Source organism: Streptomyces sp. NPDC031554 (genome assembly GCF_055580685.1).
The window spans coordinates 648,761-670,973 of record NZ_JBVIKX010000002.1; the positions used below are offsets into that span (position 1 = coordinate 648,761).

The 22,213-nt window shown below is 72.1% G+C and carries 14 protein-coding genes and 2 pseudogenes; 7 read left to right on the forward strand and 9 right to left on the reverse strand.

Annotated elements, in window-relative coordinates:
- Positions 1 to 11 precede the first annotated feature (11 nt).
- Genes ACZ5FU_RS08260 through ACZ5FU_RS08270 form a run of 3 tightly spaced genes read left to right on the forward strand, consistent with a single transcriptional unit; the run spans position 12 to position 6,069 of the window.
- Positions 12 to 3,140, forward strand: a complete 3,129-nt coding sequence (locus ACZ5FU_RS08260) for a helicase-related protein (protein WP_469045079.1) — start codon at positions 12 to 14, stop codon at positions 3,138 to 3,140.
- Positions 3,137 to 4,987, forward strand: a complete 1,851-nt coding sequence (gene drmB, locus ACZ5FU_RS08265) for a DrmB family protein (RefSeq protein WP_469045080.1) — start codon at positions 3,137 to 3,139, stop codon at positions 4,985 to 4,987. The genes ACZ5FU_RS08260 and drmB overlap by 4 nt, the downstream gene beginning before the upstream one ends.
- Positions 4,984 to 6,069, forward strand: a complete 1,086-nt coding sequence (locus tag ACZ5FU_RS08270) for a DEAD/DEAH box helicase (RefSeq protein ID WP_469045081.1) — start codon at positions 4,984 to 4,986, stop codon at positions 6,067 to 6,069. Before drmB ends, ACZ5FU_RS08270 begins: the two co-directional genes overlap by 4 nt.
- Positions 6,070 to 6,230: 161 nt before the next feature.
- Here the strand turns inward: ACZ5FU_RS08270 and ACZ5FU_RS08275 are convergent, their stop codons facing one another.
- The 7 genes from ACZ5FU_RS08275 to ACZ5FU_RS08305 form a co-directional block, all read right to left on the reverse strand.
- Positions 6,231 to 7,031: an N-formylglutamate amidohydrolase gene (locus ACZ5FU_RS08275; protein ID WP_469045082.1), complete on the reverse strand. Its 801-nt coding sequence runs from the start codon at positions 7,029 to 7,031 to the stop codon at positions 6,231 to 6,233.
- Between the two features lie 536 nt (positions 7,032 to 7,567).
- Positions 7,568 to 7,693 carry a hypothetical protein gene (locus ACZ5FU_RS08280; protein WP_469045083.1) on the reverse strand — a complete coding sequence of 42 codons (126 nt, stop codon included), beginning with the start codon at positions 7,691 to 7,693 and terminating at the stop codon, positions 7,568 to 7,570.
- Positions 7,694 to 8,073: 380 nt separating this feature from the next.
- Positions 8,074 to 8,685: a DinB family protein gene (locus ACZ5FU_RS08285; RefSeq protein ID WP_451530850.1), complete on the reverse strand. Its 612-nt coding sequence runs from the start codon at positions 8,683 to 8,685 to the stop codon at positions 8,074 to 8,076.
- Between the two features lie 1,481 nt (positions 8,686 to 10,166).
- Complete coding sequence (locus ACZ5FU_RS08290; RefSeq protein ID WP_469045084.1) at positions 10,167 to 10,775, reverse strand: hypothetical protein; 609 nt, start codon at positions 10,773 to 10,775, stop codon at positions 10,167 to 10,169.
- Positions 10,776 to 11,374: 599 nt separating this feature from the next.
- Complete coding sequence (locus tag ACZ5FU_RS08295) at positions 11,375 to 12,784, reverse strand: hypothetical protein (protein WP_469045085.1); 1,410 nt, start codon at positions 12,782 to 12,784, stop codon at positions 11,375 to 11,377.
- A gap of 119 nt (positions 12,785 to 12,903) precedes the next feature.
- Positions 12,904 to 13,203, reverse strand: coding sequence for an N-6 DNA methylase (locus ACZ5FU_RS08300; protein ID WP_469045086.1), 300 nt, complete (start codon positions 13,201 to 13,203; stop codon positions 12,904 to 12,906).
- 70 nt (positions 13,204 to 13,273) lie between these two features.
- Positions 13,274 to 13,609: a hypothetical protein gene (locus tag ACZ5FU_RS08305; RefSeq protein ID WP_451530853.1), complete on the reverse strand. Its 336-nt coding sequence runs from the start codon at positions 13,607 to 13,609 to the stop codon at positions 13,274 to 13,276.
- A gap of 260 nt (positions 13,610 to 13,869) precedes the next feature.
- Between ACZ5FU_RS08305 and ACZ5FU_RS08310 the strand changes: the two genes are divergently transcribed.
- The 4 genes and pseudogenes from ACZ5FU_RS08310 to ACZ5FU_RS08325 all read left to right on the forward strand — a co-directional run.
- Entirely contained in the window at positions 13,870 to 14,709 is an 840-nt protein-coding gene (locus ACZ5FU_RS08310) for an alpha/beta fold hydrolase (RefSeq protein ID WP_451530854.1), read from the forward strand.
- Positions 14,710 to 15,458: 749 nt separating this feature from the next.
- Positions 15,459 to 15,998, forward strand: coding sequence for a hypothetical protein (locus ACZ5FU_RS08315; RefSeq protein WP_451530855.1), 540 nt, complete (start codon positions 15,459 to 15,461; stop codon positions 15,996 to 15,998).
- Positions 15,999 to 16,159: 161 nt separating this feature from the next.
- A pseudogene (locus ACZ5FU_RS08320) lies at positions 16,160 to 16,410 on the forward strand (GNAT family N-acetyltransferase); the annotation flags it as partial.
- A pseudogene (locus ACZ5FU_RS08325) lies at positions 16,368 to 16,579 on the forward strand (MFS transporter); the annotation flags it as partial. The pseudogenes ACZ5FU_RS08320 and ACZ5FU_RS08325, both read left to right, overlap by 43 nt.
- Before the next feature lie 135 nt (positions 16,580 to 16,714).
- Here the strand turns inward: ACZ5FU_RS08325 and ACZ5FU_RS08330 are convergent.
- Positions 16,715 to 17,629 (reverse strand): YceI family protein, encoded by a 915-nt coding sequence (locus ACZ5FU_RS08330; protein WP_451530856.1) that lies wholly within the window; start codon positions 17,627 to 17,629, stop codon positions 16,715 to 16,717.
- Positions 17,630 to 18,341: 712 nt separating this feature from the next.
- Positions 18,342 to 21,068 (reverse strand): hypothetical protein, encoded by a 2,727-nt coding sequence (locus tag ACZ5FU_RS08335; protein WP_468834327.1) that lies wholly within the window; start codon positions 21,066 to 21,068, stop codon positions 18,342 to 18,344.
- Positions 21,069 to 22,213 lie beyond the last annotated feature (1,145 nt).

The following is a 22,213-nucleotide window of genomic DNA, read 5'->3' on the forward strand; positions in this document are numbered from 1 at the left end:
CCAGGAATGCCATGGACCCCAGACAGGAACTCGTCTCCTACCTGCGGCGGCAGCTCGTCGGTCCGGTCCACGGCGACGACGAGACGCTCGACGCGCCACCCGACCGGCAGTACCTCATGGGCACCCTCTACCCGCAGGAAGCAGACCTGCAGGGGCAGTTGGACCTCGCCAAGGAGGAGTTCGACGGGGCGGGCACCGAGCGGGGGGCCGAGGACGCCGCACCGGCGGGCGACCCCGTGCCGGAGTCGAACTCCTGGCTGCCGTCCTCCCTGGGATTCACCTTCTACACCGACGCCGAGACCCTCGAGGTCGAGTGCTCCGCCGCCCGCTACCTGACCCGGTCGCGCAGCGGTCAGCGCGGCCGGACGTGGCAGCGGGTCGTGCTGCCGGCGGAGACGCACCTCCTCGGCCCCGGCCGGGACCAGATCTCCGTGCTGGACGCGCGGGCCGAACTCCGCGTCAGGCGAAGGAACTTCGGCAGCGGGAAGCTCGTCACCGTCGCCCTCGTCAACGCGGCTCGGCACGACCCCGCCGTCGGCAGGAACGCCCACTGGGACGGAATGCTGTTCCAGGTGGAGCTGCGGGCACGGCCCGTCGACGGGCAAGTGCTCCAGTACCCGAGCGTCCGTCTGGCCAGCAGGGACCCGGAGGAACAGGAACTACGCCTGCAGTACCGCCACGTGCGCACCCACGCCGTCGGCCACGGATGCGCCGTCGAGGAACTGCGGGACGGCGACGGGCAGGCGGTGACGGGCCTGCGGGCGGCCGTCATGCCCGAGGCGGAGGTCACGGGCGTACGAGCCGCCGGACTCACCGACACCCCCGTGCTCAGCCTCGTCCACCTCGCCGACCCGGCCGTCTCCGCCGGCCAACTCCATGAAGAACTGGCGGAGTTCGCCTCCGCCTACCGGGCCTGGTACGTCGGTCAGCTCAACACCGAGGTGCCCGAGTGGGGGCGCGAGGCCGCCGAGCGCGTCCTCGGACGGATCGGCGCCGCGGTCTCCCGCATCGAGTCCGGCGTCCGCACGCTCTGCGACCCCCGGCGCCCCGAACTGCTGCGCGCCTTCCGGGCCGCCAACCACGCCATGGCGCTGCAGATGCGGCACTCCGCCGCCGACCTCGCCGGCACCCGGCGTCCCCGCCGTGACGACGGTGTACCGCCGGATCCGCAACCGTACGCGGACGCCCGATGGCGCCCCTTCCAGCTCGCGTTCTTCCTGCTGGCCGTCGACGGCGCCGTCGACCCCCGGCACGCGGACCGTGCCGTCACGGACCTCATCTGGTTCCCGACCGGTGGTGGCAAGACCGAGGCGTACCTGCTGCTGTCCGCGTTCGTGATGGTGCTGCGCCGGGGCGAGCCCGACGGTGCGGGCACCGCCGTGCTCAGCCGGTACACGCTCAGCCTGCTGACCACACAGCAGTTCCAGCGTGCCGCGACGACCGTGTGCGCCCTGGAGTCCATGCGCCGGGCCGACCCGGGCGCCTACGGCGAGGAGCCGTTCTCCATCGGGCTGTGGGTCGGCGAGGCGACGACCGCGAACAGCTACGAGAAGGCGCGCCGCGACTTCGCCGACGCGCGGCAGGCCGCGATCCCCGACGACGTGTTCATCCTGGACCGCTGCCCGTGGTGCGGCACGCGCATCCTGCCCGCCCACAAGTCGCCCGACATCGGCGACTACGGGGTGCGTGCCGCCGCCGACTCCTTCGCCTTCTTCTGCCCGAGGGACGCCTGCCTCTTCCACGACGAGCTGCCCGTCGCCGTCGTGGACGAGCAGCTGTACGACCGTCCGCCCACCTTCGTCCTCGGCACCGTCGACAAGTTCGCCCGTCTCGCCTGGGAGCAGCGGGCGGGACGGCTCTTCGGCGCCGGCACCGGGAACCGGCCGCCGTCCCTCGTCATCCAGGACGAGCTGCACCTGCTCACCGGCCCGCTCGGCACCACCGTCGGCCTCTACGAGGCCGCCGTCCTCGGGCTGTGCACCGCGCCGGACGGCACCGGACCCAAGGTCGTGGCGTCCACCGCCACCATCCGCCGCTCCGGCGAGCAGGTCCGTGCCCTCTACGGGGGAGACGTCCAGCTCTTCCCGCCCGCCGGACTCGATGCCCGCCACTCCTACTTCGCCGAGCCCGACACCTCCCGGCCGGGCCGCCGCTACGTCGGCGTCATGGCCCAGGGGCACACCGCCGGCCGCGCCTCCGTCGCCACCGCCGCCGCCCTGCTCCAGGGCGCGTGGGAACTGCCCGAGGAGCACCGGGACGCCTACTGGACCCTCGTCGCCTACCACCACAGCCTGCGCGAACTGGGCCGCACGGTCACCGCCGCCGCCGACGACATCCCCGCCCAGCTCGCCGGACTCGATTCCGGCAGGGGCGTGCGCCCCCTGCCGGACCAGCAGGTCGAGGAGCTCACCAGCAACCTGCCGCGCTCCGAACAGCCCGTGCTGCTGGACCGGCTGGAGAAGAGCTGGGACGACACGAAGACCGTGTCCTTCCTGCCCTGCACCAACATGCTGTCCGTCGGCGTCGACGTGAAGCGGCTCGCGCTGATGCTGATGCAGGGCCAGCCCAAGACGACCGCCGAGTACATCCAGGCCACCAGCCGCGTGGGCCGCCACGCCGTCCCCGGCCTGGTGGTGACCTTCTTCAACGCCACCCGGCCCAGGGACCGTTCGCACTACGAGACCTTCGACGTGTACCACCGTGCCCTCTACCGGCACGTCGAGCCGACCAGCGTCACCCCCTGGTCCGTGCCCTCCCGCCGCCGCGCCCTGCACGCCGTGCTCGTCGTCCTCGTACGGCACCGGATCGGACTCGCGGCCGAGAACCAGGCCGGCCTGATCCTCGACCGGACCCACGAGACGGAAGCACTCGTGGACGAGCTGGCCGCCCGGGCCGAGACCGCCGAACCGGGATCCGGCGACGCGGTGCGAAAGGAGCTCGCCGGGCTGCTCGGTGACTGGGAGGACCTCGCGCGTCAGGCCCGCAAGGACGGCCGCGAGCTGTACTACCGCAGTCAGGGCAAGGGCCGGTCCCACCTCATCAAGAGCTTCGAGCAGGTCCACGGCCTGTGGGAGACACCCAATTCCATGCGCAACGTCGACCGGGAATGCCAGGTGACGGTGAAGGGAGCCGACCTGTGAGCCGCACACTCCGGGTACGCCAGTCGCAGACCGTGGTGCCCTTCGGGGCCGGGGCCGTCTTCGACGTCCAGGGCGAGTCGTTCGTCGCCACCGGCATCGGCGACTGGCCGTCCCGCGGCAGGCAGCCGATCGAGGCGGCCCGGCTCGCGGACCGCCTCGGTGTCTCCGGCTTCCACGCCGCGCCCGCCACCGCCAACGACCGCTTCGACGTCGCCGACGCGCCCGGAGCGCCGTACATCCGCTTCCCCTCCTGGCTGTTCTGCGGTGCCTGCCGACGGATGAAGCGGTGGCGGATCGCCGACGAGAAGCGCGGCCAGGCGCCGCGCTGCCCGTCCTGTTCCCCCGTGCGGACGCTGGCGCCGATGCGGTTCGTGCAGATCTGCCAGGCCGGGCACCTCGGCGACGTCGACTGGTGGTTCTGGGCGCACTCGCGGCGCGACGGAGGCGAGCGCCGGCAGTGCGGGGAGCGCGAGAAACTGCGGTTCCTCGTCTCCGAAAGGGCCTCCGGCCTCGAAGCACTCTCCGTCGCCTGCACGGCCAAGGGCTGCGGCGCCGCCCGGGACCTGCTCGACATCCTCGGCACCCACGGCATGCGCTGCTCGGGGCGCAACCCGTGGCAGCGCGCGAGCGAGGCCGTGCAGTGCCCGAGGCCCGTGCAGATCGTGCAGCGCACCGCCGGCAACCTCTACTACCCGATCGTGCACTCCGCGCTCGACATCCCCGAGACCGACGTCCCCGCGCACACCGACGACGCACTCGCGGACCAGGTGCGGGAACACCACCTGTGGGTGTCGCTCTGCCGGGACGCGGCCTCACCGCGCGCCGTCCTGTTCCGGCAGATGATCCAGGAGGACACGGGAGCCGACGACGCGCTGCTGGACGCACTCCTGGCCGAGGAGACGGGCGGCACGAGCCCGACCGCCCCGACCGCCGCTCACGAGGGCTCCGCACGGCCCGACCTGAGCCGGGAGGAGTGGGCCGCCTTCATGGCGCCCGTCCCGCCCGCCACCCGTGACTTCGCCCTGCGCGAGACCACGCTCGGCCTGGCGGGGGAGACCGCCGAACCGTGGGCTGGGCTCGCCCGCCGCTTCGGCCGCGTGGTCCTCGCCGACCGGCTCCGCGAGGTCCGCGCCCTGTCCGGCTTCACCCGGGTCTCCCCGGACGCCACCGTCGTCCCCGCCGACACCTCCCGGCGCCTGAAGTGGCTGCCCGCCGTCGAGGTCTTCGGCGAGGGCGTCCTCCTCACCCTCGACCACGACGCGCTCGGGGAGTGGGAGGAGCACACGGAGGTGCGCCGACGCGTCGCCGGAATGCGGGCGGACCTCGACCGCTCGTTCCAGAAGGACCGTCTGGAGAGCGTGACCGGGCCCGGCCTCGCCCCCCGCTTCGTCCTCCTGCACACCCTCGCCCACCTCCTCATCCGCCAGCTGTCCTTCGAGTCCGGATACACGACCGCGAGCCTGCGCGAACGGATCTACGCCCGCCCCGAGCAGGACCAGTACGGCATCCTCGTCTACACCGCCGCCGGGGACGCCGAGGGCACCCTGGGCGGACTCGTCCGCCAGGGCGAGCCCCCGCGGCTGGCCGAGACGCTGCTGCGGATGACCGAGGCGGCCGCCTGGTGCTCCGCCGACCCCCTCTGCGCGGAACACTCCGGGCAGGGTTTCGGCAACCTCAACCGGGCCGCCTGCCACGCCTGCGCCCTGCTCCCGGAGACCAGCTGCGAGGCCGGCAACTCCCTCCTGGACCGCGCCCTCGTCGTCGGCGGTGAACACGTCCCCGGCTACCTGCAGTCCCTCGTCACCGCGGCCCGCGCCGCCGCGGCCACCGCCCTGGAGCAGCCGTGACCGTCACCTACCTCGACCTCGACCCCGACCAGCGGGCCGGTCTCGACGCCCTGCCCTTCGACGGCAACCACCTGGTCAGCGGTCCGCCGGGCAGCGGCAAGAGCGTCCTGGCCGCACAGCGGGCCGTCATGCTCGCCCTCACCGGAACACCGGTGGTCCTGCTGACCTACTCGAACCTGCTGCGCCAGTCGCTCGCCGGGACGGCGCACGCCCTGGGGCCCGCGGACCGCTCGGTCCGCGTCATGACCGCCCACCGCTGGCTCGCCGAGTGGTACGGCGCCGCACCGCCCGGCGGCGGCGACGGCTGGTACGACTGGGACGCCCTCTTCAACCGCGCCGCGGACCCCGCGGCGGCCACCGGCCCGACCCTGGTCGTCGACGAGGGCCAGGACCTCCCCCCGGAGTTCTACCTGCTCTGCCGCATGGTGGGGGCCCGTACGACCATCTTCGCGGACGAGTGCCAGCGGCTCACCGACACCAACTCCACCCTCGGCGAGATCGCCCGCAACCTCGGCCGGTGCACCCGGCACGACCTCGGCGGCAACCACCGCAACACCGAGCAGATCGCGGCCTTCGCCGCGCATTTCCACACCGGCCCCGGCACACCCGCCCTGCCCGGCCGCCAGGGACCGCCGCCGCGCCTGCACCGCTTCCACGAGCGCGGCGTCGCGGACCTGCTGATCCTGCTGGCCGAGACCCAGCCCAAGAAGAGCATCGGGGTGATCGCCGCTTCCAAGCACACCCAGTTCTCCTTGCTGGGCAGCATCCAGAGACGGGCGCCGCGCCTCAAGCCCCAGCTGTACACGTCGGATTCGAAGGGCAGCCTCTACCGCAACCTCGACCTCGGCCGGCCCGGCATCGTGATCGTGCACCGCCGCAGTGCCAAGGGACTGGGGTTCGACACGGTCGTCATCCCCGACACCCACGAGGACGCGGCGACCGATCCGACCTCCGCCGCACTGCGGATGTCCTACTACGTCATGGCCACCCGGGCACGGCAGGAACTCCACCTCGGCCACGAGGGGGAGTCGGAACCGCCGCTCCTGTCCCGGGTGAACCGCGCGGACCTGCAAAGGGGATAGGAAGCAGACATACGCCTCGGCCCGTCCCGGGAGCCGTCCGGGAGTCGGCCGAGGGCCGGGCTCCCGGTGCTCGGTTCAGTGCCCGGCGGACGCCGTCGTACCGCTTTCCCGCCGTGCCCACGCCGTGCTCACGCCGTGCTTCCGCCGTGCCCACGCAGTGCTCACGCCGTGTTCACCGCGTCGACCAGGTCCGCGAGTGCGTCGGCGAGGGCGTCCAGGCCGGGGCCGGCCGGGCCGCCCGGTTCGGTCATGTAGACGTCCCGGCGGATCTCGATCATCAGGGCGCTGACCCGCGGGTCCTTCCCGTAGTGCGCCAGCGGGACGTACGTACCGGCGAAGGGGCTGTTGATCCCCGTGCCGCCGAAGCCGGCGAACGCCCGCTCGGCGGCGAGCCGCAGCTCCTCGGGGGTGTGGAAACCGTCGCTGCCCAGGCAGATGGGCGGGCGCGGGCCGTCACCGTGCAGTTCGTAGGGCAGGGGCGCGGTCGGGTACGAGTGCACGTCGACGACCACCGCCCGCCCCACGGCCGCCAGCCGCTCCGTCACCGCGGCGGTCATGGCGGCGGCGTACGGCTCGAAGTACCGCTCCACGAGCGCCCGCCCGTCGTACCCGGCGGGGCGCAGCTCCTCCCGGTGCGTGGTCCGCGTGTACACCGCGCCCATGCCGACCGACAGCATCTCCTCCCGCTCGTCCGGGAACCGCTCGGGGTCGACGACCAGCCGGGACAGCCCGTTGACGAACCGCCAGGGCGCGGTGGCGCAGCGCGCCGCGGCGGCCGCCGCGATCTCCGCCGTGTGCGAGTCGGTGATGTGGTCCAGCTCCCGCTCCAGCGCGGCGTCGCCGAGGACGATGTCCTGCCGCACCGCCGCCGGTATCGCCCGCGAGGAGTGCGGGACGTGGAGGATCACGGGGGAGTCGGGGGCGCCGGGGAGGAGCTGGAAGGAGAGTGACGCGTCGTTCATCTGAAGTGTCCTCGCTGCGAGTTGCCCTGGATCGTACGTCGGGGGGCAAGCGCGCCTCCCGCCCGGTCGACCGGACGCGGGAGCCGCGCCGTTCGAACACATGTGATCATTATGTACGCACCTTCTTCGCGTCAAGCTGTTAACCAACGCTTTCACGTAAGACTGGCCTTCGGGGCCCCAGCGCCCGCGGAACCGCCTCCGGGTAAGGTGCCCGATGCCGCCGGAGGACCCCCGGCGGCCGTTCCTCGTGTCTCAGGGGCCTGTCGTGCCGCGGTATCCGCGGTAGCCGCGGTAACTGCGGTGACCGCCGTGGTAGTCGCGGCGCACCGTGGCGCCACCCGTGGGCACGGTCGCGCCGCGCCGGCGGCCGGACCCTGATCAGCTCTTCGAGGAACGGGCTCGGCTCCCCGTGCCGGAAGACGCCCAGGCTGTCGGGCGCGCGTGGCCGCGACGAGGAGCAGCGAGCGGGCGCGCCGCGTCTCCGTCGCGGCACGACGGGACGCGGGGGCCGGACCTCGGGGAGACGCGGGTCGGAATCACGACGTCACGACGATGCCGTCGGCTCTCGCCGCCTTCATCCGGTTCGCGAGCTTCTGGAAGGAGAGGATCTTCGCGCCCCGGCTGTCGAAGAACAGAGGCCGGGCCGGCGGGGGCGCTGCCATCGCTCCGCTTTCTCCCTCGGCCTGTCCACCGTGCCGCTCAGCGTCCGGCAGTCCGGCGGATCGTGGGCGGAGCCCGGCCGGTACGCCGACCGGATGCGCGCCGACGGGAGGAACACGGTGCTGGGACGGACCATCGGCGGCCCGTACCACGTGGTGAACGGCGACAAGGTGATCGGTCCGGAACCGGGCGCGGTCGTCCACGGCAGACCCGACAACAAGAAGTTCAAGCGTGTGCCGGGTTCCAGCCCCGCGGCGGCCCAGCGGCAGGCCCGGGCCGCGCCCCGGCCCACTCCCACACCCGGGCCGGGACCGGGGCTCCGTCCGGGGACGATCGACCAGCCCGGACCGGGGATCGTGCCCCGGGCGGCGGACGGAGTGCATCAGTGGCCGTTGCTGGTACCCGTCGTCCAAACCTTGGTCGATGCGGCCGTCCTGGCGGCCTGCTCGATCTTCGCGAAGTAGGCTGCACGGGCTTCCTCGTCGATCGGCTGCTCGTTTTCGGCGCGCACCCCGGTCCGACCGTCGACACCCTCGCGCAGGATGTCGGCGTGCCCGGCGTGCCGGATGGTCTCGCCGAGGACATGAACCATGACGGCGAACAGGTTCGTGTTCGGACAAGGCTCCGACCACCACGGCACGTGGCCGGGGGCATCGAGGGCAAGCTCGTTGATCGTCGCGTCCGAGTGCTCCCACGTGCGCCGGTAGAACCCGATGATCTGATCGCACGTCTCGTCCTCGGCCGCCCATTGATCGCTGCCGTCGGAGTCCTGCCACCGGCACAGCGGTTCCGGGGAAGGGCGGTCGAAGACCTCACCGAAGTACCTGGCCTCGACCGTGGCCACGTGTTTGACCAGACCGAGGATGTTGGTCCCGGTCGCCGTCAGAGGCCGGCGCGCGTCATGCTCGGACAAGCCGTCGAGCTTCCAGAGCAGTGCCTCACGGTCCCGCCGCAGTCTCTTGTGCAGGTTGTCTTTCGCGAACTCATCGATCACGCGGCACGAGCCTGCCATGGGCTGCTCATGGTCTCAAGATCCCGTACGTGGTCCGCAACGACTGGCGGAGCCGTGGTCAGCCATGCTCACCGCCCCGACCTGCTGCAAGGAACTCAGGAACCTGCCCGCGTGAGACAACCTCTAAAAAGGATTTTCCTCGAAATCGGCCGGTGCTGCCCTGGCCGGTGAAGCCATAGGCGGCTGCGGCGGACTGGCGGCAGGGGCCGTCGACTACGTCTGGGGGAGTTGACTTCCCGTTCGGACGACGGTCGAGACGAGAGAGGAGGAGGAATGGTCACGACTCTTGTCACGGCGTTGAGCGTCGGAGGGGTTCTCGGTGTCATCGCCGTGTCGGTCATGAGCCACCGGAATCGTCAGATTCCATCTTGTGACGACGTGGTGGGTGGTGCTCGCAGAGCGGAGAGTGCTCCCTCGAGGAATTTCCGGGCGATTGAACGAGTGGCCGTGCATCGGGTGTTGTGCGGTCACTCTTCGATCGAATGGACAGCCATCGGCGCAACAGGACGGTGCTGAGAGGAGACACGAGGCACATCGGATCGGAATTTCACCGCGACAACAAGAGCCGGCCAGGCGATTGCTGATCGCCACCCACGTTTTTTGGTGTGCGCGGCGCTGTTTTCTCGGCCGTGCTGCTCGTCATGGGTACGGTCGTCGGCGGACTGAACCTTCTCACGATGACCGTCATTTTCTGGGGTGGTGCGGCCGTCAGCGCGCGAGCCAGGGAAAAGAGGCGGTTGCAGGTTACGGCAGTGGTGGCCCCGGGGCTTCGACGTGCTCGGCGGGCGTCCGTTCCGTGACCACCTGCGGTGAAGGGAGTGCGAGCGGACGGTTCCTGTCCCGTGTCCGTTGCACCTCGGTGGCCCGCGTCTCCGCGCACCGTCGGACGGAGCCGGCCGACGGCGCCGAGGGATGGTCCCCCGCGTGGCTGAAGAAGCGGGTGCGGGTGCGGACGACGCTCGTACAGGGGATGAGCGGCCGGGCCGGACGTTCGGGCTGAGAGCGGATGATCCCGCTGCGAGGGGCGCGACGCGCGCCGGCCGTCTCCCTGATCGCCTGACTGCCTGACCGCGTGCGCGGTGGCGGACCGACGGCGCACCCCGCGCCATGGCGACCTGGCGCGGGGTGCGCCGTCGGCGCCCCGCGACCGAACGGCGCGAAGAACGTCGCCTCCGGCCGTCGCCGCAACGCGCGTGAGGCCCGCCGACCCCTCACGCTCCCCGACCTCGCCCCAGCGTGAAGTGGACGTCATTCGACCACGCCGAGGCCCTGAGGGCCGTCGCGGAACGACTTCAGGATTTGATCTTGGTCAGGCGGGCTGTCTCGCGAGGTCGCCGAGCGGAACGGCGCTTCGACGTTCGTGAGTTGCTTTCCGACGGTTCCCCGGGCCGCTCAGGGAGTGACCAGGTCCGGTGTATGCGTTCTCGGTGTTCCCTCGGGCCGGGGCGAGAGGCGGCGCCGCCTCAGATGGTCGGGGTGTCGTCGACGATCGGCCTGTGAACCTCGACGACCGGCTTCCACCCGGTGGAGAACTCGATGAAGTCCGCACGGGTGGGGTAGGTGTCGATCGCGCGACGGTCGCGCTTGGGGCTGTCGCCCCCCTTGCGTCCCCGGGGAATCTGCTCCTCGAAGATGTCGACCTTCACGTCGGGAACCTCCTTGAGGCCCTGGCGCCAGATCTGCACGACGTCGGCGCCGAACGCCTGCCGGACCGCGGCGTAGAGGGCCGTGAGGGCACCCTTGTCCCCACCGGGGACGAAAAGCGCCAGGTCCAGCACGACACCGGCGGACTGGAGGACCTCGATGGTCGCCGAGCCGTTCTCGTCGGCCAAGTAGATTCCGGCTTCATTCTCGTCGTCGGGAAGGCAGGAGACCTCTTCCTGGAATACGGTTCTCGCCGTGACCGAGCCGCCGTCGAAATCCCCACCGGACTTGGTCAGAAAAGCAGGGACATAGCAGTCGGGAAGTTTTAGTTCTGCCGTGTCGGCGGAAACGAAGATCCTGTCCTTCGCGCTGAGCTTCGTCACCTCTTCCAGCGAGAGGCGGCGAGCGGCGATCTTCTCCGTGTTCACGATTTCCCTTTCAGGTTGCACTGTCCCTCCGGGCAGGAACGCTACCATGAAACCCTGAGGCCAACTGCCCAGTAATCCTTAGGTAAATGGCTTCCGACGGCCTGCTCGGGAGGGTGTCGAAGCGAGTGCCGCTCGGTCGGGAACGCGCATCCGCCGGGCAGTGTCCCTCGTCATGGTGTGGGGGATCAACCGGCGGTTGCATTTCGGTGCGTCGGGTGGCGCGGAGGAACTAGGAGAGAGTTTGCGCTAGATGTCGCCCATGTCCCCTTCGGAGGGGTGGCGGCGAGGTGAGGCGATCGATTCGTCGGGCATCTCGAGAAGCGCGGCGGAAGCCGACCGGATGGCCCGACGACGTGACAAGGGAGATCCCGCCGGCACCATCTGGACCCCATGGGTGGTCGAGCCGAGCCGGGGCGTACGGCGGCTCACGAGGGCGGCAGTTCTCTCTCGGGTTCGACTCTGCTGTCGGCTCAACGGGTTGTGCCTTCGCCCGATCGGCAGGTGACGCGGTGACGGTTTCGGTCGCCGTTGCCGTGGTGGTCACCGTGACAGTGATCGCCGCAGCCGCCCCCACCCTGGAGCGTCAACGCGGAAAACCCTCAGTGTGCCGACAGGCCCAGGCGTTCCCTGGCGTTCCTCAGGTCGGCGGTGAGCGCGTCGCTCATCGGATCCCCGGCTCGTTCCAGTGTGTCGACGAGAACGGCCGCTCCGGCCAAGGCGCTCTTCCCGGCCTCGCGCAGCGGCACGGTCACGGTGGAGTCGCCGGTGTTCAAGGTGGTCCAGCGGCGGGCGGCATCGCAGAGGAGCAGTGCCTCCCAGAGGACGCGCAGTGCCGCGGGAAGGCGGTCGGATGCGATCAGCTGGTGGCCGATCCGGGCGAGCGAAGTGACCTGACGTGGCACGGCGTTGACCACGTTCATCCGGCCGGTGGCCGAGAACCTGGCTCCGTCCCCGCCGCAGAGGGAAAGTCGCAGCGTCCGGATCTCCAGCGGATCCGGGGCGCCGGCCCGCACGCCGCCTGCGAGCCTCGTGGACTCCGTCCGCTCCGCTTCCAGCAGTACCTCCCGCAGACTCGGCGCAAGCACCGACCCGAACTCCCGCTCCATCTCCGTGATCCGATCATGCGACCCGCGGGCGGCCACGGCCAGATGTCCGGCCGCCTCCGCGTCCCGCCCGGCCTCTCTCAGGTGGACACCGATCCGGGCATGAGCCCCGGAACTCCCGACCCGGCCGAGTTCGGCGGCCTCCAGAATCACGCCGTCCACGGCCAGCGCCGCGTCCCACCGCCCACGCGCCGCCTCCAGCATGGAGACGACCGGGGCGGCGAAACCGATCGCGTACGGGATCGCCTCAGGGCCGATCCGGCCCATCTCCTGGTATCGGGCGAGGGACTCCTGGCCGCATTCCAGAGCCAGTTCATGGTCCCCCACCCGCAGTTGGACCCTCGCCCCGACCGCGAGGATCCGGGCCGCGTCCCCGGACCGGTCCGAGAGGGGGGTGAAGGCTCCCGCCCGCATGTACCCACCGATCGACATGTCCAGATCGCTGAGGGCGCTGAAGGGACGGTCCCACTCGGCATAGGCCTGGGCCCTTCGTAGCCGGACATCGGCCGTCAGCAAGGCCGCGGGAACGGGGCCCGTCTCCTGCCGGTCACCCCGCTGCTCACCCTCCTTCCGGGTGGCGAGCTGCTCCGACTCCATCCGCTGGTACAGCTCCTCGGCCTGGTCCAGGGCTGCGACTGCACCGGTCACGTCTCCGGCATCAGTCCTGGCCCGTCCCATGGCGTAGAGCAGTCCCGCTCTGGCCTGGGGAACCTCAGGCAGGTCCGGGGAGACGGCGTCCAAACGGTCCAGGGCGTGCTGCGCCCGCGTGAACTCGGCCAGCGCCTGTGCCGGCCCCTGGCTCTGCTCGGCGGCGAGCCCCCGTTCGTAGGCCGTCCGGTACTCCTGGATCGCCTGCTCGGTACGATCCCGGTCCTGAGAGGCTCCGCGCCGCCGAAATATCTTCATCTTCCCTATATTCCCCTTGAGTTGACTACATCCAGCCGTCCGGTGAAACGTCGACATCCTGCCACGGCGTCTCCACCGGATGTCCTCGTTCACTTCGAAGGGGTCTGCCACAGGGTCTGTCACAGGTTCCCTGGCCGACCTGTGCCGGTGTGCCGGTCCGTGCGCGGGTGTTGGCGAGGCGTGCGGCGCCTGCGATCGACTGGCGCTCTCGTCGCGGCCAGGGGCCGGTTGACAGTGCGCCGGGTGGGGGTGAGTTCATCGCCCGGTGGCCGTTCGAGTCCGGTGGCGACCCCGGGCGCGTGCTGCACCCACGTCGGCTCCGACTCGGGGCGCGGTGGGACGCCGTACGCCCAGCGCGGGTCGTGCGTCAGCTCGTCGTGGCCCCAGTCGCGGACGCCGAACGGCGGGTTGCGCGGCACCGCGTCGGCGACCAGGCCGGGGAAGGCGTCGCCCTCTCGAGGTCGGCGCGTCGGCCGGACGACGGTACCGTCACCGCGCTGCCCCTTCAGCCTGCTCGGTGGCGGCGGGGGAATGCTGCTTCCTCGCGTGGTTGGCGATACTCGCCGGCGCGCCGACGTAGTCGCACGAGGCGCACTTCTGCCACACGCCTTCGGAGACGGCCCGTCCGCTCACCGAATGGCCGGCCCCGTACCCGTGGGCATGGAGCAACTGGGCCACCGACGAACCGAATTCCACCGCGAGCAGAGCCGCCTCCGCGACCTTGTCGTGGCCCGGTGCGAAGAAAGAACCGGCTCCGACCTTCTTGGTGCAGCCGCACCAGCAGGTGCCGGTCGGGGTGAGGTGGGGAAGGGGCTTCGCCGTCATGACGCCACCGTAGGACAACACATGCGCCAAGCAGGGGACTTTGCCCGGTTCGGCGTCTCCCGGGCGATGGCGCCGCCCGGGCTCCGGCCCGGTCGTGCCGCCCGAACCCTGATCGGTCGCACTTGAGGTGGTCGAAGGGAGGTGGGGTGACCTCGTTCCGCGGTGTGACGGGTCGCGGTGCGGACCCCTCGGTCCGGCTTGATCCGCGGGTCCGGTCAATGTGTTTGCCCCACTCCACCTCCCCTGACAGGCTCCCGGGCATGCCCACTTTCACCGCGCCCGACGGAACCCGGCTCGCCTACCACCTGGACGGGGACGGCCCGCCGCTGGTCTGCCTGCCGGGCGGCCCCATGCGGGCCTCGTCCTACCTGGGAGACCTCGGCGGGCTGACCGCCCGCCGGCGGCTGGTCCGGCTCGATCTGCGGGGGACGGGTGAGTCCGACGTTCCGCGGGATCCGGCGTCGTACCGCTGCGACCGGCTCGTCGACGACGTCGAGGCGCTGCGGGTCCACCTGGGGGTGGAGCGGCTGGACCTCCTGGGGCACTCCGCCGGGACGAACCTCGCCGTGCTGTACGCGGCCCGTCATCCGGAGCGCGTGGCACGGCTGTTGCTGGTCACGCCCAGCGTGATGGCCGTCGGGATCGAGATCACGTCGGAGGACCGGCTCGCGGCCGTTCGCGGGCGGGAGGGCGAGCCGTGGTTCGCCGCCGCCTACGCCGCCCTGGAGGAGGTCACCCAGGGGCGGGGGAATCCCGAGCGGTGGGAGGCCATCACCCCCTTCTGGTACCGGCGTTGGGACGAGACCGCCCGGGCGCTGCAGGCGGCCGACGCGGTGGAGAAGAACCAGGAGGCGATTCCCGTCTTCTTCGGGGAGGGCGCCTTCGCCCCGGAGGCCACCCGCGCCGCGCTCGCCGCGCTGACGGTCCCCGTGCTGCTGCTCACCGGCGAGGTGGACGTGGCGGCGCCGCCACGCGCCATGGCCGAGCTCGCCGGGCTGTTCCCGAAGGCGGAGACGGTCGTCCAGGCGCGGGGGTCCCACCACCCGTGGGTGGACGACCCGGCCCACTTCGTCAGGACGGTCGACGAGTTCCTGGGCTGAAGCGGAGTTCCTGGGCGGAGGCGGCGCCTTCGACCAGGTCGGGAGCCTTCGACCCGGTCGGTCGGGGGATGCTCCGCACCGTCCGCCTCCCACGGGCTTCAGCCACGAGTTCGCGGGCAGGTGGAACTTCCTGACCACCGGGGGCGAGGGTTGGTGCCGGTGCCGGTGCCGGTGCCGATGCCGGTGCCGGTGCCGGTGCCGGTGTTTGTGCGGGTGCGGGGGCGCTGGGTTTCGCCGTGGCGATGACGCGTCGTCCGACGTCACGAAGGTGGGCCGAGGTCTCCGCGGGACACGGCCGGGGCGCGTCGTCGGAACGCATCGGGGCGCGTCGGAGATCCGTCCGTGCACGAGGGCGGGGCGCCCGAGAGGTGCGCGGTCGTCGACCCGTGAACTCCCGGCGGGCCCGACGTCGTTGTACGTGCACGCGTACACGTTTCCTTCGGACGATCCTGCCGGCGGTCGTGACGTCCCGCGGCGTCCCGCGTCGTTCGGATCGGCACGGGAACAGGGGCGATCCCGCCCGGGCCCGTACGTCGGCCGCGACCTGGCTCCGACCTGTGGAGCGCGCCTCGGTCGTTCCGGAGGGCTGGTCACACGTTCGGGTGAGGTCTGCGGAGGTGGGCACGCCGTGGGCCGGCGGTCCGTTTGATCCGGTGACGAGGACATCTCGACGAGGGCATCTCGGACGAGGAAATCCCGGTCGCGTCCATCGCGTGCGACGCGTCCATCGCTGGCAAACGGGGGCACACATGAGTCTGGTCTTCCACCGCAACCCGGACGGCACGACCACCGGCCGGAACGAGGCGTCGGGTCTCACCGTGACCCACGCCGACGCGGAAGAGGTCGAGCGACGGTTGTACGAGGACGCCGGATGGGAGTACACGCCTCCGCCGCCCCCGGTTCCGCCCGGCTTCCACCGTTTCTCCCTGGTGCACGAGGAGTTCGAGGCCACCGGTTTCGCGGACGAGCGGTACGCGGACCTGCGGGCGCGTCCACCGCAGGGGTGCGTGCCGGTCGACCGGGGCTGCTTCGCCCTGGAGTGCGAGCGTCCCGGTCGGACGCTGCTGGACGCGGTCGCGGGCACCGTGGCGGAGATCCGTCGCGCGCACGGACTGGTGATGAACAGCCTGGGCGTCGAGAAACCGCAGGAGTGGCTCGGTGACGACCGCGACGGGCACCCCGGCGCGACCGTCGCGCACCTGGTGCTGACGGCCGTTCACCGCGCCCGGCTGCTCGGATACGGACGCAGAGACCTGGTCCGGCTCCTCGACGCGACGGGGGTCGAGTAGCCGGGGAGGCGGACGGGCGGGTGGACAGGTCGGGGTGCGCCTCGAGTGCCCAGGGTGCCCTGGTGGATCAAGGTGCTCGGCTTAATGCATGTGATGTGCAAGGCCATGACCATTGCGTGAGGCCCGCGGGCCCCGACGACCTCGACGGTGCCCGAGCCGTCATGCTCGACACCGTCTACCGCGACTTCGGCACCGGCTACGTGCCCCACTGGCACGGGGACATCGTCGACCCGGCCGCCGCCTATCTGGTGCCCGCCCGGCACACGCTGCTGGTCGCCGTGGACGGCGGGGGCACGGCGTCGGCACCGGCGCGCTCGACGCCCGCGGGCCCCTGCACCCGCCGAAACCGCGCCATGTCGCCGAGCGCTACCCCTCGGGCGGGCCTGGGTCCCCGACCTCGCGGAGGAGGGGCGGGTCGGCCTGTACACGGGCGCGCTGTCGTCCGTCTCCGGGGCGATCGTGCTGGCCGGCGGCGCGGGCACGGGCGTCCTGCTCGACGCGGGCCTGCCGGGGCCGTGCCCTGGGCCGTGCTGGCGGCGGTGCCGGCGGGGGCGGTGCTGTTGCTGCCGCGGCAGGGGTAGGGGGTGCACGCGGTCGTCCCCTCGTGACAGCCGTGACAGCCGCGACAGCCGCGACAGCCGCGACAGCCGCGGCGACCCGGAGCGTGCCGCCCTCCCCGTGGTGGGGGCATCGCGCACCGGAGCGGCTCGCTCCGCCTACTCCGGGGGCGTGGGTGTCTCGGCGGTGCGGTACATCGCCTGGACGTCCAGTTCCAGTTGCACGGTCGGACCGACGACCGCGATGCCGCGGGCCAGCATCGAGCGCCAGTTGAGGGTGAAGTCCTCGCGGTGCAGCTCCGCCTTCGCCAGTGCCGCGCAGCGCAGTTCCTGTTCGTAACCGCCGTTCACCGTACCGAGGTACGTCGTGTCCAGGCCCACGGAGCGGCTGGTGCCGTGCATGGTGAGGGTGCCGTTCAGCGTCCACCTGGGGCCGCCCCGGTAGACGAACCGGGTGCTGGTGAAATCGATGTACGGGTAACGCTCGACGTCGAGGAAGTCGGCCGAACGCAGGTGGTTGTCACGGGTCCGGTTGCCCGTGGTGATGCTGGCGGCGTCGATGCGCACCGACACCTGGGAGTCGCCCATGTCCGGCGCCGTGCGGATGCCGCCGCTGAAGCGGGTGAAGCGGCCGTGCACGTGGGCCATGCCCACGTGCTTGGCGATGAAGCGGATCGCGGTGTGCGGCGGGTCGAACAACCAGGTGCCGGGCGGCGGCAGTTCCAGCTGACGGGCGGGCAGCAGCCCGATGCGCGCCGGGGGGAGGACGGCTCCGGCGGCCACGTCGACGTTGCGGCGGGCCGGGGTGAGTCCCTCCGCCGCGGCCATCACGCTGTAGGAGCCGGGCGGGAGCGCCGCCATGAACAGGCCGTACGGGTCGGTGGTGCCGTGGGCGACGACGCGGTGGCTGTCCAGCGCCGTCACCGTGACCTCCGCGCCGGCCATGGGCTGCCCCACGGGATCGACGACCTCGCAGCCGTACGCGCCGGCGCCGGCCGGCAGGGGGAGCGTGAAGTCCGGTGCGGCGTCGGCACCGCTGCGGGAGCGCCGACGCCGGAGCAGTCCGAGGGCCATGCGGTTCACCTTTCCTCGTCCATGTCGCCCCCACGCGACCCACTCCTGTGCCGGTGCCCGCGGTCGCCAAGAGCCGCGGGAGACCTGTTGCAGGCGCGATGAGGTCAACTTTTCAACGATCATAGACAGGTGATGCGGGGCGGTCCGTCGCCGCGGACGGGGCGTCTGAAGGCCTTCTGGTGTGCCGAATCGCGGTGAAAGCCCGTGATCACGGGGTGCGCGGCGATGGGTGGAGGGTGATGCTTTGCATCAGTGCTGTGGCGAATGCCACCTGTGTCGGCGCGGTGTTCACGCGTGATGCGCGGTTCCCTCACGGGGCCCACACGCCCACGGACGCCGCCCGGCCGCACCTGCGCCGTCCCCACGACGCCTCGCCCCGACGGGCCGCCCTGACGAGACGGGCCGGTCTGGCGGGCGGGCCGCCCATGGCGCAGCGGGGCGGCCGCACGCGGCGGGTGGCCGGGCCGGCGTGACGGCGGACGGGGCTCCGTCGGCCGGCCGGGCGGGTGGGGCGCAAGCGGCGAGCCCCGACCCCTGTCGGGGGTCGGGGCTCGCCGGCGTTCAGGTGCCGGTGGGGACGCCGCCGGTGTGCAGGTGGCGCAGGCGCTGGAACTCGTGGCCCGGCAGGGCCGCTCCCCGGCGGTGGAGGTGGGCGCGGCAGACGGTGCGAGTCTTCCCGTACTCGGGTCGGAGGGAAGAGGCGGGCCGGGAGTCAGCCGTCGAGGCTGACGGTCGGCTTTCCGTCGGTGAAGTCGACGGAGCCCGTGAAGGTGTAGGTGTCCGTCTCCGGGTCCGTCTCCGGCTGGTCCTCCTGCGGGGAGTCACCGGATTCCGAGCCGTCGGCCGAGTCGGCCGAGTCGGTCGACTCGGTGAGGCGGTAGGTGACCGCCGCGTCGAAGGCGCCCTCCACCGTGATGTCGCCGGTGTAGTCGTCCACCTCGACGTAGGTCTCCGGCTCCGAGGCGAGGGACCACTTCACGTCCGACACCTCGTCCCAGGTGTAGTAGCTCACGGGGCAGTCCATGGGCTCCAACTCCGTCGCCGCGGACAGGCACGACGTCAGGGCGTCCCGCGCGGCCTGCCGCACGGACTCCTCGCCGGCGCTGGTGAGCGTGAGCGTGAGCGTCGCCGAAGCTCCCGCGTCCGCCCCGGGCTCCACCGTGAGCAGCGAGTCGCCGCCCACCTCCAGGAGGGAGGAGCCGGCCGCGCCACCGGCGGTCACGGCACCCGGGAAGACGGCGAGGTCACCGGTCGCCCCGTCGGGGGCGGGCACCTGCTGCCCGTTCACCCGCACGCCGGACAGCGCGGAGGGCGCCGTCACCTCGATGTGCGCCAGACCGTCCGAGACCTTCCACCGCGGCCACAGGCCGAAGTGCTCGTCCTCGTCGTCGGCGACCATGCTCAGGTCCGCCGTCTGCGGCCGGCCGCCCACGCTGTAGCTGACGGACACGGTGGCGCGGTCGTCGTCGACGTCGACGTCCTCGACCTTCACGCCGGTCAGCGGTGCCGCCTTCAGCTGGGCGCCGAGAGCGGCGTCGCCGAGCAGGGGGCCGGCGCTCGGCGCGTCCGCCAGGTGGGCCAGGGCGTCGGCGGCGTGCCCCTCGGACAGGGCGTTCAAGTAGTCCTCGGCGACGTTCTGCGGGCCGTACACCTTGTCGGCGATCACCTTGTCGGCCGCGTAGCCTCCGACGCCGAGCAGGACGACGATGCCGAGCGCCGCCGTGATCACGCGGGCGCGGCGAGGGCTGACGGAGAGCGGCGGGTTCGCCAACGGCTCCGTCAGGGACGGCAGGAGACGGGCGGGCGTCGGGCGTCCGGCGCGGTCCAGGGCGTCCCCGAGGAGTGCCGCCCACTGCGGGTGGACCGGCTGGCCCGGCAGGCGGGTCAGCCGGGCCGCCGCCCGCGGGAAGGTGCCGGCCAGCGGCCGGGCCAGGAACCGCGTGGCCAGGGCGATCAGCGCGCCCCAGCCGAGGGCGACGAGGATCGAGCTGGGCTCCAGCAGGCCGGCGGACGCGTCGATGCGGGCGTCACCGGACGCGGAGAGCAGTACCTCCAGGCGCAGGCTGCCCGACGAACTCGCGCTGACGGTCGACAGCCAGGCCAGCACCCCCCACAGCGCCGCCATGACGACGGCGACGCGCATCGCCTTCCACGTCCGCTCCCGCGGATCGCGGCCGAACGCGTGGCGCACGGCGAACAGGACGAACACCAGCGCGGTGACCAGCAGGAGGAGGTACGAGGCGGCGGGTGTCCCGCCGTGCAGCAGCCCGGCCTCCTCACTGCTGTGCAGGGCGGGCGCGCCGGAACTCCCGTAGCCCAGCTGTGTGGACACGCTGCCGTCGGCCGAACTGCCGAGCGTCGCGCCCATCATCGCGCCGCCGAGCAGGATCGCCACGTTGGGCGCGGCGAACAGGGCGATGGCCAGCGACCGGCCGAAACCCAGGTTGCCGGTGTCGCCGACGACGAGGTAGACGAACGAGGCGAGGAACGCCGCGGCGAGCAGGGCGACGGTGGCGGACACCGCGGTCGTCGCGGCGGCCCACCAGTCCGCCCAGCGCGCGGAGGTGCTCCGTACGGCCTGCCGTAGCCGGTGACGGCTGCGCGCCGCCCAGTCCGCCAGGAAGACCAGCACGAACGCGTGGACCAGCATCGGCCAGACGCCGACCCCCAGGTCGAGGGAGACCGGCAGACCGTCGTCGTCCGTGTCCAGCCCGTAACCGGAGCCCGCGTGCGCCACGGTCACGAGCAGGCTCATCGCCGCTGTGTGGACCAGCGCCGCCGTCGCCGAACGGCCCACGGCCCGGGCCGGGGTGGGCGCCGGCGACAGGGCCTCGCGGCGGCGTGCGAACCACCACACCGCCAACAGCGCGGTGCAGGTCAGCAGGAGCGGCTGGAAGGTCAGCCCGAGGTCGCCCGCTCCGGCGACGCCGCTGCCGTAGCCGGAGTCGTAGCCGCCGTCGTAGTCGTAGTCGCTGTCGTAGTCGGAGCCGAGATCACTGGAACCGAACGCGTCGGAGCCGGTGGACGCCGCGACCGACAGGCTCAGGGTTCCGCGCAGGGCGAGTCCGGCGAACATCGCGGCGCTGGTGAGCCAGTCGACCAGGTTGCCGTGGTGGCCGCCCGGGAGGAAACAGACGCCCACGGTCACCAGCACCAGGACCAGGGCGTACTGGGAACCGAGCGCGGCCAGTGTGTCGAGGGCGACGGCCTTCGCGGACGGCAGGTCGGGCAGGGCGGCCCGCCACCAGGCCGCGAGCCGTCCCGCACCCGGCCCCGGGACCGCGCCCGGCCCAGGCCCCGGGCCGTAGGCCGGTGCCTGGGCCGGCGGGACCGAGGGCGGCGGCCCGAAGGGGGCGGTGGGCGGAGGCCCGGCCACGGCGGTGACAGCGGGCGCGGCGGTCGAGGCGACCGTGGGCGGGGGAGCGGACGTGGCCGTCACCGAAGGAACCGGAGGAACCGGAGGCGCTGTAGGAACCGAAGGAACCAGAGGTGCCGGGGGAGCAGGAGCAAGCGGCGGTGCCGACGACGGCGGGGTGGCTGTGCCTGCGGCGGAGCCGCAGCTTCCGCAGAATCTCTGACCCTCGGACAGGTCGGAGGCACAGGACGTGCAAGTGGGCAAGGGGTTTCCTCAGAGGCGGTGGAACCAGCGGGGCGAACGGCGGAGCGCTTCGGATCCGCTCACCGCGCGGGGCTCATCTCCGAACGGCCGCTACGGGCAAGCGGAAACACCGGCGGTCGCCGGCGGTGCAGGTACGACAGAGGGGCTTGCAGGGCTGCAGGACACCTGCGAACGAGAAGTGAACATCTTGTGGATGTTGTGTGCAACGATCGAGAGGTATGGATATCACGCGATGATCACTCGCGCCAAGACTTCTTTCCTTCCGGGCGCGAAACCTCCTCTCCGGCCCGGCAAAGGGAAGTGACACCAGGTCAGAGGGGATGCGCCGCTCGTGTTCGCGCTCGGTCGGCGTACGGACACGTTCGGTGGACGGCGTGTGCCGGAGCGGTCCGTGTATGGGGCGTCTGGAGGTGCCGGGGACGTGACGTGCTCTCGTCCCCGCCGTCGGGTGTGCGGCCTGCCGCGAAGACGTCGCGCTTCTCGTCCGGGTGCGCCGTGTCGCCGGCGGGTCCGCCCCTGCGGACCGCGGCCGTCAGGCCGAAGGAGAAGGCCGGGAGCGGATGGTCGAGGTCGGCGCGGTCCTCGGGAACCGGCCGCGCCTCCCGGCCCGGAACCCGCCCCCGCCTCGCCCGCCGCCGGGCCACCGTCACCCGTTCCGCGCTGCCACTGCCACTGCCACTGCCGCGCACGGTCCTGGTCGTCCGAGCCCGAGCCCGCCTGACGACTGCCGGCCGGATCGCCCGGGCCACGGCGGACGCGAGCGTCGTACCCCACCACCCCCCCCCGCACGCCGTCGACGGGACGGGCCGTCGGTCCCTCCCGTCCGCGATGCGAGACGGCATTCCGTACAGTGGTCCGATCTGCCAGCATGCGCGTCATGCAGCAGCGGCTGATCATCGGCGGCGGCGTGCCGGCACCGAGCCGTCGGGAGTGACCCTCCCGCACCTCACCGCCCGCACGCAGAC